We start from the raw sequence: 12,353 nt of genomic DNA, 5'->3' as shown, positions 1-12,353 counted from the left end.
TCCACCAAATTGTATTTATATTATATCAATTGAAAACAATCCGTTTATAGTATAACGGATAATTAGGGTAACTTTCCAGTTTACAGTTGTAAGCTCTTGTTTTAAATTTAAGCTTAAGTAAGGTATACTAAACTTAGTTGAATAGATATTTCATTTGATAAGGAGTGTTAATGGTGAAGAAGAGAAACCTCGTTCTTGCAGTAGGTATTGGACTTGCAGTAGGTTATTTAGTTAAATCACAGTTAGATTCAGAGAAGAAAATTACGCCAGAAAAGGCATTGAGCAATGCAAAAGAAGCATTTAAAAAGAATGGTCCTATAAGTGGTTCCTGGATTTACATGAAACCTGAGGAGATCGAAAAGAATGGCCTCATTTTCAACGCTTATCGCGGTGGAATTACAAGAAATGTAGACGGTACGAATAAACAATATGAATTCTATGTAGATATTGAAACTGGTGGCGTAGTCTCCAGTATTCAAACAGCATAGAACTTACTTGAATTTTATCTTATAACACATTTTCAGGTTTTACCTTTTAGCAAGTGAATGAATAAAAAATTCGCTTGCTTTTTTTGTTATTGGCTATGTTAAAGCCTATTCTTGATATATCAACCAGTAAGAAATAAGAAGTGTAAATTGAGCTTCGGAAATATACGAAGACTCCTGCGGGAAGAAAGGCATAGGTGAGACCCCACAGCATCGCGAAGCGTGCGAGGAGGCTCACCAGCCGCCCGCGGAAAGCGTAGTATATTTCCGAAGCGGGGTTATCCTCAAAACAACATTAAGCTTTAACTGCGCCTTATTATTAAAAAAGTTCCATCAAGCAATTTGACGGAACTCGTGTTTATTAAATGATTTGTACAGCGAAAGAACTAAACCTTGAAAGGCAGTCTTTTTTAGACTTTACTTTAATCCTCATATTCATAACGTTCTCTTTTAACTTCTGCAATTTTCTCGCCCGTTTCATTGAAGCGCACTGCCCGATAATATGCATCATGGTAAAATGTGTACCAAACTTGTTTTTCATATCCAAAATTCATCCAAGCTTCTTTTTCGTGGACAGATACCACAGGATAATCATCATACGCCAAAGCCCATAGCTTATTTTGGTGAGCATGTGTTGGCATTAAATCACCCATATGCACAAATGAATCATCGCCATCTTCAAATACAATAATAGAATGGCCCTCACTATGACCGCCAGTATGAATCATTCGCAGTCCTTTGACTATTTCAATTTCATCTACAAATGTTTCAATCTGATGTTTAATTGGACGCCAATTTATCTCCCAATATGTATTGACCGATCGAATATTGGGATTGCGCATTTCTTCCCATTCTAGTGCACTCGTATAGATGACCGCATTAGGGAAAATGGATTTATAATCATCTCCATTATATTTAGACAGTCCACTTGCATGGTCAAAGTGAAGATGTGTCATTAGAACACCTTCAATCGATTCAAGTGAGATATCAAGCTGCTTTAGTGAATCCTCTAAGAAAGAAAGCTCTTTTACTCCAAAATTTCGAATTTGTTTTTCATTTAATTTATCTGTCCCCAAACCAGAATCAATTAAAAAGTTTTTTCCATCGACTTGTAAAAGGATTGGATCTGTTCTTAATTCTATTTGATTTTTTTCATTAAAAGGATATTTTTTTGACCAAAGTGCTTTTGGTACAACTCCAAACATTGCCCCACCATCTAGAAAGTTCACGCCACCCTTTAGCCAAGTTAATTTTACCCTACCAACTTCTAATGTTTCCATGCCCTACTCCCCTTTGAACAATAATAAATAACTGCCTTTATTCTATCATCATCAAAGGGATAGTCAAAAACCAAATCATTTTTTCGGCGTATGGTTATTTATATCTGATTCTCTTTTCCATTTCTTCCTAGTAGCTAAATAGATAAACACCCCTGCCAAACCGATGATGAATAATACAGGGAAATTCCCTCCAACAAAAATGATGATACTAGAGAATGCTGTGACTAGAAAATTAATACTTCTCTTGAATTGTTTCTTCGTTTCTTCCCACGTGTTCAATTCGTCATCGCCGATTGTTGATAACGTAATATTATCTTCACTGATAGAGATTGTGACTGTTGCATAATCAGCTCTATTTTGTAAATAATTCATTCGTCCAATTATCACTTCAATTTCTTCTTGAACATTTGCTAAGTCCTTTGAAATTGTTAACAGATCCTCTGTTTTTTCAGCCGATTCCATGAAGCTTAATAGTCTCTCTTCTACTGTCCGTTTAGAGGTTAATCTAGACTCTAAGTCAATAAACTCCTCTGTTACGTCTTGCCCTGCTATATTTTTCTCAATAACTTTTTCACTTTCTGATTCTACTAGCTGAATAAAACGATTGAAATCTTCTTGCGGAATTCGAACAATAATCATGCCACTCCGACTATTTTCTGTACTGCCGTTATACATAGAGGATTCAACAACATACCCGCCTAGCTTAGCAGTCTCGCCTTGAATACTTTTTAAAGTTTTTTGGTAATCATTCGTTTCTATATATAAATCGGCAGTATAGATAATTTTACGATTTTCATCAGAAATAGTTGTGTCTTCATTTGTCATGCTTTCAGAATCTGTATCAGCATCCTCAGTTCCCTCATTACCTCCCGACCAGCTCTCTTCCTCACTGTCTTCAAAGCTCATTTCACCTCTGTCTTCCGTTACAACTACAGAATCATTAGAAGCAAAGTCTTCACCTGCATCTTGATTACTACATGCACCTAACATTATGATACTAATTAAAAGTAAAAAGATTTTCATTTTCATAATTGACCCTCCAATTTTAAACTTATCTATATAACTAACTGTCGAATACTTTAAATGAAAGTTTCATCAATTTTATAATTATTGTGGATTAAACATAATTATTCTGGTAATATAAGTTCTGTGTTTTAAAAAAATAAGTATAAACACTATTCTCTTTTATGTGATTTTTTTCACAATAATAGGAGAATAATCTTTAGGAGGAGTTTCATGAGAAGGAATGAAGGGGTATTTGCAGTCATTATTGGTCTTTGTATTTTAGCAGCATTTGTGATTCCTTTCACTGCACTTACTAACGTAGAAAAATGGTATGGTAGCTTTTTATTTTGGACTGTACTAACAATGATTGTGATTGGTATTAACTATCTACTAATTAAGAATTGGGGTAAAGAGGAATGAGTACATCTTTTGTTTGGTGGGCAATCGCGATTTATACAGTAGTGTCATTAATTATTGCTTTTATGTCGCGTAAAGGTAAACAGAGGGATATGGTGGGTTATTTTCTTGGAGATCGTAAGCTAGGAGGTATCGTATCTGCACTTAGTTACAGCGCAACAACGTTTAGTGCATTTATGCTCGTTGGATTGGCAGGGCTTACATATAACGGTGGAGTTGGAGCACTGGGGTTTGAATTAATTTACCTGATGGGAGTTACACTTATTGTCTTTTTTGGACCAAGGTTTTGGGTTGTTGGAAAAAGATATGGATATGTCACACCATCTGAAATGCTAGGGGATCGATATCAAAATAAAAAAGTAGCTGTAGTTGTAGCTATTACTAGCTGTCTATTTCTCATCCCATACAGTGCCGTTCAATTAACAGGTATTGGTTATCTACTTTCAGGTGTTACAAATAACGGAATTACATTTACAACTGGTGTTATTTTTGCAACAATCTTAGCAGTATTATTCTCTTATATAGCAGGAATTCGGTCGGTCGCTTGGACAGATTCTCTTCAGGCACTATTTATGATTGTAACTGCTACAATTGTAATTCTTGTGTTAATAAATGGACTTGGTGGTTTTAGTGGCTTCTTTCACACTTTAGAAACAGAACACCCCCAGTCATTAACTGTCCCAGGAAATGGATTCTTTAGCTTTTTAACCTTTATTGGATTGACAATTCCTTGGTTATTTTTCAGTCTTTCCAATCCACAGGTTAGTCAACGATTATTTATGCCTTCTTCATTGAAAAATTTAAAAATTATGATTATGGGCTTTATGGTTTTTGGTCTTATTTATACATTAGTAGCAATCTTATGGGGATTCTCAGCAACAATTATGTTTCCTAACCTAGAGAATGTTGATTTAGCAACACCAATGATTTTATCATCTGACCTTGTACCGCCAATTCTTGGTGTGATAGTGATGGTTGGAATTATGGCTGCTGCTATCTCCACAATCGATTCGATTCTTTTAACACTTGCTTCTATGTTCGCAAAAGATGTATACGGTAACTTAAAAAAACGTCCGAGCGATCGCATGCAACTGCAGATTGGTAAAATTGTTATTCCGATTATCGCTATATTAGCTTATCTCTTTGCTGAACTACAATTAGATCTAATTGCAGTATTATCTGTTGCTTCATCTGCAGGACTTATCATTGTTGTACCAGCAATCTTCGGAACATTTTTCTGGAAACGGGGTACAGCAACTGGAGTGTTATCGAGTGTCATCATCACAGGGACTATCGTAATTGCACTAGAATTATTCCAAGTGAAACCTTTAGGACTAGCTTCTGGTATCTGGGGTATCGTTTTATCAACGGTGATATTTGTCAGTGTTAGCTTAATGACTAAACCTCCTAAAGAAAAAGCGGATGAATTCTTTGATGTAGTTAAAACAGCATTAAAAGCTGAAAGAAGAAAATAAAAAATTGCCTCCTTCAACTTACAGGAGGCAATTTTTTATAGTTTTTTAGATTATTCTTTCGTCATTCTAACTGCTTCGTCAAATTCTGCTTCGATTTCAGGATCAGGTTTGTAAGTTAATTTACTTACAACCACACCAACAATCATTGCTAAAACAAAGCCTGGTACGATTTCGTAAAGTGTACTTGTAAGAACATCAATATTACCCCAAGTAAATACTGTTACTGCCCCTACAATCATTGCCCAGAGAGCACCTTGACTAGTGAACTTCTTCCAGTAAAGTGAAAGTAGAATTACAGGTCCGAATGATGCACCGAATCCTGCCCATGCAAATGCCACAAGACCAAGAATTGTATCGTTTTGCTCCCATGCAAAGTAGATTGCAATTAAAGCAACTAGAAGTACTGCAAGACGACCTAAGTTAACATAGCTTGAATCTTTTGCTTCTTTTTTGAAAACTACTTTATAAATATCTTCAACTAAAGCTGATGAAGTTACTAGTAATTGAGATGAAACGGTACTCATAATTGCTGCAAGAACTGCTGCTAACATAATCCCAGCAATAAATGGATGGAATAGAATTTGTCCTAAAGCTAGGAAAACTGTTTCTGGGTTTTCTAGTGTTACACCTGGGTTCTGTTGGAAATACGCTGCCCCTACAAGACCTGTTGCAATTGCTCCACCAAGTGAAAGTACTACCCAACCAAAACCAATTCGTCTAGCTGCTTTCGTTTCTTTAGCAGATTTAATCGCCATGAAACGTACAACAATATGTGGCTGACCAAAATAACCTAGCCCCCATGCGAGTAGAGATATAACCCCAGCAAATGTCGCTGTTGAAAGAACACTAAACGCATCAGGGTTAAATTCTAAAGCGCTGTTTATAGTTGCTTCAATTCCGCCTGTTGCAAAAAGTCCGATTAATGGTACAAGTATTAGCGCAAGGAACATCAATGTTCCTTGGATAACATCTGTTAACGTAACCGCAAAGAAACCACCAATGAACGTGTATAGTATCGTTATTCCACCTACAACTAGTAATCCAGTCGAATAATCATAACCGAATGCACTTTGGAAGAATACTCCCCCTGCAACCATTCCTGAAGATACATAGAAAGTAAAGTATAGTAAGATTACTGCCCCTGAGACTACTCTTAATAACTTAGCATTCCTTTTGAAACGGTTATCAAAGAAACTCGGTAGTGTGATTGAATTATTCGCAACTTGTGTATATGTGCGAAGTCTTGGCGCCACGATTTTCCAGTTTAACCAAGTACCCGCTGCTAAACCAATCGGCATCCAGATTTCAACTAACCCTGCCACATATAATGCACCAGGTAGACCCATTAAGAGCCACTGTGACATATCTGAGGCTCCTGCACTTAATGCAGATGTTACTGGACCTAATGACCGACCTCCAAGCATATAGTCATCGAAGTCTTTCGTTTTACGGTAGGATAGGACACCAATTAAAATCATCCCAAGAAAATAAAGAATAATTGCCAGTAACTGATACGTATGATCTGACATGAAACTCTCCCCTTTTATTTATATATATTTAAAAACCTGCAAGCAAGTTTTTATTTCTCTATTATACATGAACAAGTTTAAAATACAGTTAAATGTTTTATTTCTTTTTAGTCTTACGCCCTATTAGGAAAGCAGCAGAAGCTAATGCGGCAACACCAGCAACTAATGGACCTTTTTTAATTGTATTATCTTCTGTATAGAATGTATCTTTCAATACAAGATTAACGTTTTGCGGTCTTTCTGCTAAACGACGCATGAAGTAACCAAACCAATCGTCACCAAATGGAATATAAGTACAGAAGTTGAATCCTTCTTCAGCTAAACCATACTGCATTTCTATACGGAAGCCATAAAGCATTTGAAATTCGAATTTGTCTTTATCAATATTATTCTCTTCGACGAATTTCTTCACTTCATTGATAATATTGTGGTCGTGAGTTGCGATTGATGTGAAAGCATCTCCTAGCAACCTAGTTTTTACTACTTCAAGATAGTTTGCATCAATATCTTCTTTTAACTGGTAAGCAACCTCTTCTGATTCTTTATAAGCCCCTTTTGTAATTCGTAATCTAACATCTTTTAAATCTTCTAAATCATCAAGTGTACGGTATAAGTAGCTTTGCATAACAGTTCCAACATTATCAAAGTCTTTGCGTAGTTCTTGTAAAACATCTAAAGTTTTTTGATAATGAATGTATTTTTCCATATCAAGATTAACAAATACGTTATTCTCTTTCGCTTTTTGTAAAATCTCTCTCATATTATCTAAACAAAATTCTGTATCTATATCTAATCCTAATTGTGTTAGCTTTACAGAGATATGACTATTTAAGTTTTCTGTCTCTATTTTTTCAAGTACTTCTAATACTTGGTCCTTCGCTTCGGTAGCTTCCGCACGATCCTCTACAAACTCCCCTAGATTATCAAGTGTTGTGCTAATGCCATGTGCATTTAATTCTTTAATTACATTTACAGCCTCTGTAATGTTCGTACCAGCTACAAACTTCTCTGCACCTAAACGAAAACCATATTTCTTAGCATTCGTATTTAATATTTTATTATTTGATAATGCGATGAAAAAATCTCTTGTTAAATTTGCCATTAAGTTGACTCTCCTTTTCCCTCTAGTTCTTATGTTGTTTGAAATGTAATGTTTCTAAATAGTAATATGAGTAGGTGAAAGGGCTTTCATTATATATAAAACATTACTTCTCTTACTATATTATAGCAAATACTGTGCCAACTATTAGATTATATGCTTGTTTTCTAATAAAATGTTGAATTAGCAAGATGAAAAAAGTTTTCTTATCGGTAGATGAACTTGTCTCCTAAGCGGAAAATACAATTCGTTTTACAAAAGTGTTTAATAATTATACAATTGCTTTACAGTATGTTTACAGATTAGAGGTTTAATGAGATGGACTTAAATAAATATATTTTGGAAGCTGTTTTAAACACGGAAGATGATGCAATAACCGTAATTAATACAAAGAAAGAAGTTGTTTACTGGAGCAATGCAGCAGCTTCTACATATAATATACCTAGCTCTGAAATTGTTAACCAACCAATTACAGACTTTTTTGAAACGGAAAATTTAATGGTACTAACCGTTCTAGAAAAGAAAGAGGCCGTAAGAAACATCTATCATAAGCCAAGGCCTGATATGCATGTACTAGTTAACTCTTCACCTATATTCGACAACCACAATAACTTAATTGGAAGTGTTTCTATTGAAAGAGACATTACACATATTGTAAAGTTAAACGCTAATTTAGAAACAACTTCAAAAGAGTTAGACGAACTTCGTATGAAAGTTAAAACAGTTAATGAAGAATCCCCTTTCTCTAGTTTGCAGGGAAAGAGTCAAGAATTATTAGATACCATTCAAACCGCAAGAAAAGCGGCAAAGACAGATGCTACTACATTAGTCCTTGGTGAAAGCGGTACTGGTAAGGAAGTTGTTGCACGGGCAATCCACGAAGCTAGTAATCGCAATCACAAATCATTTATTCCAGTTAACTGTGGCGCTATTCCGCCAGCATTGTTTGAAAGTGAGTTATTCGGATATGAAGCAGGTGCATTTACTGGCGCTTCAAAAGAAGGAAAAATTGGGAAGATTGAAGCTGCTAATGGAGGTACTTTATTTCTAGATGAGATCGGAGAATTACCACTAGACATGCAGGTAAAATTATTACGCGTTTTACAGGAAAACAAAGTTTATCGTATTGGAGACTCTGTAGGGCGGGAATTAAATGTTCGCTTTATCGCTGCTACAAATCAAAATTTAGTAGAAATGATGTACAATAATAAGTTTCGTTCAGATTTGTATTATCGGTTAAACGTTATTCAATTAACAATGCCTCCTCTCCGAAATCGAGTAGACGATATTCCATTCTTAGCTAAGTTCTTTCTCGATCAGTTTGCATTGAAGTATCAAATACCAGTACCTGAAATTGATCCAACCGCCTTCTATTTTTTATTAAAATACGAATGGCCGGGAAATGTTAGAGAACTAAAAAACATGATGGAAAGATTGATTATTCTTGCGGAAAAATCCTTCATTACAACAGAAGACCTTGAACAATACTTTCCAAACCTATTTCATTCCATCCCTCAACAGCCTGTATCTACAACTACACTTGCTGATGAAAAAGAAAACGTAGAAAAGATATTGATTCGCGACACGCTGAAACTTACAAACGGAAACAAGTCTGATGCAGCAAGAAGGTTAGGTATCTCAAGAGTAACACTGTACAATCGAATGAAAAAATATGATTTATCATAGATCCATTTAAAAACCCGCTGACAAAAGATTGTCAGCGGGTTTTTATACGTTATGTAAGTTTTACATTTAAAACATGCGGTAACCACTTTTTCTTAATAATTTTATAACAAAACCTGACACTACTGTACCAAGAAACCCCGCACCCATGATGATATAGTCAACAAGCGTTAACTTTGAAAATGTTTCACCTAGCATTTGGAAAGATTCGCTTGTGTTTGTAAAGTAATCAAAAAACGGTATACCATCAATAATTATAATTGCAACAAATGGGTATAAGACAGACATTAACCACGTTCTACGTAGGAGCATGTTAAGAATAAATGCTACTCCAAAGAACATGACGAAATATAATATGACAGAAACTACTAATTGTATCACTGAGGTGACTCCCTTCGCTCTCACTAAAATATATCCAAAATCTATTTTATATGAAATGCAACGAAAAGCAAAGGTAAACAGCCTTCCCTCCATCTTTTCATTGCTAGCCCTCATCAATATGTATAGAAAAATCAAGCTAGATTCTTAACGAATGAAGGTGATTTATGATAGGATTAGTACTGGATGCATATATACTGAGCGAAAAGAGGGAATTTCTGTGTCAGAAGAACTTTATGATATTACGATTATAGGTGCTGGGCCGGCTGGTCTTTTTACCGCTTTTTACGGTGGTATGAGACAAGCAAAGGTAAAATTAATTGAAAGTCTACCCCAAATAGGTGGCCAATTAGCAGCACTTTATCCAGAGAAATATATATATGATGTTGCAGGTTTTACTAAAGTTAAAGCAGTAGATCTGGTTAAGAATTTAGAAAAACAGGCGAAATATTTTGATCCAACAATAGTACTTGAACAAGCTATCGAAACGGTTGAGCGTCAAGATGACGATACATTTAAAATGATCGCAAACAATGGTGAAATTCACTATACAAAAACGATTATTATTACAGCGGGTAATGGTGCATTCACACCACGCCGTTTAAATATCGATAATAGCGAATCATTTGAAGGCATAAATTTACATTATCATGTTACAGACATGAATCGTTTTAAAGATAAAAATGTCGTGCTTTTAGGTGGCGGAGATTCTGCTGTAGATTGGGCTTTAATGCTTGAAAAAATCGCCAAAAAGGTGACACTTATCCATCGTAGAGATCAATTTAGAGCGCATGAGCATAGTGTAGAACAGTTAAAGAATTCAACTGTCGATTTACTTACACCTTATGCAGCTTCTGGGATTACAAGTTCAGATAAAATTAACCAGCTTTTAATCCAAGAAGTTAAAGGTGAAAAGCAAATCACTGTTGAAGTAGATGATATCATTTGTAACTACGGCTTCATCTCTTCTCTTGGTCCAATTAAAGACTGGGGACTCGAGATTGAAAAGAATAGTATTGTCGTTAACACAAAGATGGAAACAAATATCCCGGGGATTTATGCAGCTGGTGATATAACAACATATGATGGTAAAGTTAAATTAATTGCCATTGGATTCGGTGAAGGTCCAACGGCTGTGAATAACGCCATGCGTTACATGGATCCCAAAGCAAGAGTACAACCTAGACATTCCACAGATATGGATATGTTCTAGAATACAAGACAGACTAAAAAGCTAAGAGAATCTTATTCTCTTAGCTTTTTAATATATTATGATAAACATAATTCTTAGAGACAAATTTCTATCTCTTGGTAAAGCATCAAATCAAAATACAAAATCCCTACAACTAATAAAAGCTGTAGGGATTACTTTATAAGTCTTAGACAATTGCGGATTCACCTTATGAGATGGTTCATAGCGGGTGAAAAAAGAGGTCAATATTTTTTAAAAAATAATATCAGATGGATTTCTTAAATAGGGGACACCTTTCATCGAACAAACCTATAAAAAGTTTGAATGATTTAGGATAATACTATTCGTTTCTCAGTGAGAATTGACATAAATTTGCCCTTTAATGTTTCATTCATTCCTTCAACTACTTTTAATTCACTTAGAAGAAACTCTTTTGATTGATTTAACAACGTTTTTTCAGTGGAATTAAGTTTGTCCTCTTTTTGCATGCGGAATAAACTATGCACAACTTCTACACAAGCTTTCAGTTTACCAGATTTAATCTTGTCCACATTTGCTGTGTTTCGCTTTTTCCACGTTAAATTTTTGTCTGATTCTTGAACCTCAAAACTCTTTGCAACTTCCTCTACTTCATCTAAATCCATAATAGGACGAATATTCGAGTTTGCTATTTTGTTCATAGGAATCATCACTTGCATATTACCGATCAACATATTAATAATATAATATGCTTGAGTTTCTCCTCGAATTTCTTTCTCTTCTATCGCTTTAATCTTGCCCGCTCCATGCATTGGATAAAAAATATAATCATCAACTTTATACAATCTATCGCCTCCACTTTTCATTATATTAAGTATAACACAAAGACCAAATTTAGTCAAATATAATATTATAACATGAAATAAAATATGTTGTCAACACTTTATTTTATATGATTCAATATTCCGTTAATTGTGGGTTTTCGATTTTATTTCTTTTTATTAATTCTATATTTGAACCTACTCTACGGGTATAAAAATTAAATATCGCCATGCATTCTAATTGAATGGCATAGCGATAGAAAATCAAATAACTTATTTATTCTGCAATACTTGCTTCTTTTAATGCTTCCATGTTTAAAATATTTATGTTGCGATGACCGATCTGCTCTATCCATCCTTTTGATTGGAAGGTAGACAGTCTTCTACTAATGGTTTCTTGAGTCGTTCCCAAGAAAGATGCCAACTCTTTCTTGCTCATCGGTAAAACAATCTCAGATACTTCACTTTTTTCAGCGAGTTCTACAAGATATGTTGCGGTTCGCATTTCTACGTCTTTCGAGCTTAATTCTCCAACAAGTTTTTCTGTCATATCCAGACGATTACTAAACTGCTCTAGAATCTTAATTGCAATTGTTGGATATTCATTCATCAAATCTTGCATGTCATCTCGGTGAATCGCACAGATTTGTGTTTTTTCCATTGCTTCAGCATAGCTATCCATATCTTTTTTCGTAAATAACGCCATTTCACCCAAGAACTCTCCTGGATCAAGAATGCGTAATAATTGTTCTTTTCCCGAACTAAAAATTTGATATATTTTAACCCTGCCTTGATGAACAATATACAAATAATCTAGTGGATCTCCATCATGAATGATGATTTCACCTTTTTTAAAGTTTTTATGTGTACTTTTCATGGTGATTTTCATCATTTCATCGTAATCTAGGTGATTAAAAAACGGGACTTTGGCTACACATAAGTGATTAATATCAATTCTTTCTGTTTCTTCCAACACCTTCACCCTTCTCAAATTACAATGTGCTTTATTT

Annotated in this window: 12 protein-coding genes; 5 read left to right on the top strand and 7 right to left on the bottom strand. The window is 34.8% G+C overall.

Going from position 1 to position 12,353, the window contains the following annotated elements:
• Positions 1 to 173 precede the first annotated feature (173 nt).
• Positions 174 to 488, top strand: a complete 315-nt coding sequence (locus tag ACXYMZ_RS08480) for a PepSY domain-containing protein (RefSeq protein ID WP_458947962.1) — start codon at positions 174 to 176, stop codon at positions 486 to 488.
• A gap of 419 nt (positions 489 to 907) precedes the next feature.
• Here the strand turns inward: ACXYMZ_RS08480 and ACXYMZ_RS08475 are convergent, their stop codons facing one another.
• Together ACXYMZ_RS08475 and ACXYMZ_RS08470 are read right to left on the bottom strand one after the other, a co-directional pair.
• Positions 908 to 1,765, bottom strand: a complete 858-nt coding sequence (locus ACXYMZ_RS08475; protein ID WP_458947961.1) for a YtnP family quorum-quenching lactonase — start codon at positions 1,763 to 1,765, stop codon at positions 908 to 910.
• A 75-nt stretch (positions 1,766 to 1,840) separates the two neighbouring features.
• A complete protein-coding gene (locus tag ACXYMZ_RS08470; protein WP_458947960.1) occupies positions 1,841 to 2,794 on the bottom strand; it encodes a DUF4349 domain-containing protein in 954 nt (317 codons plus the stop codon).
• A 207-nt stretch (positions 2,795 to 3,001) separates the two neighbouring features.
• Between ACXYMZ_RS08470 and ACXYMZ_RS08465 the strand changes: the two genes are divergently transcribed.
• A complete protein-coding gene (locus ACXYMZ_RS08465; RefSeq protein WP_458947959.1) occupies positions 3,002 to 3,190 on the top strand; it encodes a hypothetical protein in 189 nt (62 codons plus the stop codon).
• Positions 3,187 to 4,662, top strand: coding sequence for a sodium:solute symporter family protein (locus ACXYMZ_RS08460; RefSeq protein WP_458947958.1), 1,476 nt, complete (start codon positions 3,187 to 3,189; stop codon positions 4,660 to 4,662). The genes ACXYMZ_RS08465 and ACXYMZ_RS08460 overlap by 4 nt, the downstream gene beginning before the upstream one ends.
• 50 nt (positions 4,663 to 4,712) lie before the next feature.
• On the opposite strand, the gene putP is transcribed toward ACXYMZ_RS08460, so the two are convergent.
• A complete protein-coding gene (putP, locus tag ACXYMZ_RS08455) occupies positions 4,713 to 6,191 on the bottom strand; it encodes a sodium/proline symporter PutP (protein ID WP_458947957.1) in 1,479 nt (492 codons plus the stop codon).
• A gap of 97 nt (positions 6,192 to 6,288) precedes the next feature.
• Positions 6,289 to 7,293, bottom strand: coding sequence for a proline dehydrogenase family protein (locus tag ACXYMZ_RS08450; RefSeq protein WP_458947956.1), 1,005 nt, complete (start codon positions 7,291 to 7,293; stop codon positions 6,289 to 6,291).
• A gap of 315 nt (positions 7,294 to 7,608) precedes the next feature.
• Between ACXYMZ_RS08450 and ACXYMZ_RS08445 the strand changes: the two genes are divergently transcribed.
• Positions 7,609 to 8,976, top strand: a complete 1,368-nt coding sequence (locus ACXYMZ_RS08445; protein ID WP_458947955.1) for a sigma-54 interaction domain-containing protein — start codon at positions 7,609 to 7,611, stop codon at positions 8,974 to 8,976.
• A 66-nt stretch (positions 8,977 to 9,042) separates the two neighbouring features.
• On the opposite strand, the gene ACXYMZ_RS08440 is transcribed toward ACXYMZ_RS08445, so the two are convergent.
• Positions 9,043 to 9,354 (bottom strand): YuiB family protein, encoded by a 312-nt coding sequence (locus ACXYMZ_RS08440; RefSeq protein WP_458947954.1) that lies wholly within the window; start codon positions 9,352 to 9,354, stop codon positions 9,043 to 9,045.
• 217 nt (positions 9,355 to 9,571) lie between these two features.
• On the opposite strand from ACXYMZ_RS08440, the gene ACXYMZ_RS08435 reads away from it, so the two are divergent.
• Positions 9,572 to 10,564, top strand: coding sequence for an NAD(P)/FAD-dependent oxidoreductase (locus ACXYMZ_RS08435; RefSeq protein WP_458947953.1), 993 nt, complete (start codon positions 9,572 to 9,574; stop codon positions 10,562 to 10,564).
• Between the two features lie 308 nt (positions 10,565 to 10,872).
• On the opposite strand, the gene ACXYMZ_RS08430 is transcribed toward ACXYMZ_RS08435, so the two are convergent.
• Together ACXYMZ_RS08430 and ACXYMZ_RS08425 are read right to left on the bottom strand one after the other, a co-directional pair.
• Complete coding sequence (locus ACXYMZ_RS08430; protein ID WP_458947952.1) at positions 10,873 to 11,388, bottom strand: CarD family transcriptional regulator; 516 nt, start codon at positions 11,386 to 11,388, stop codon at positions 10,873 to 10,875.
• A gap of 232 nt (positions 11,389 to 11,620) precedes the next feature.
• Entirely contained in the window at positions 11,621 to 12,316 is a 696-nt protein-coding gene (locus ACXYMZ_RS08425) for a Crp/Fnr family transcriptional regulator (protein ID WP_458947951.1), read from the bottom strand.
• Positions 12,317 to 12,353: the final 37 nt, after the last annotated feature.

The organism is Oceanobacillus sp. CAU 1775, from assembly GCF_054482815.1.
Note: the sequence above shows the minus strand (reverse complement) of the source record. Positions and strands in the feature narration are given on the sequence as shown.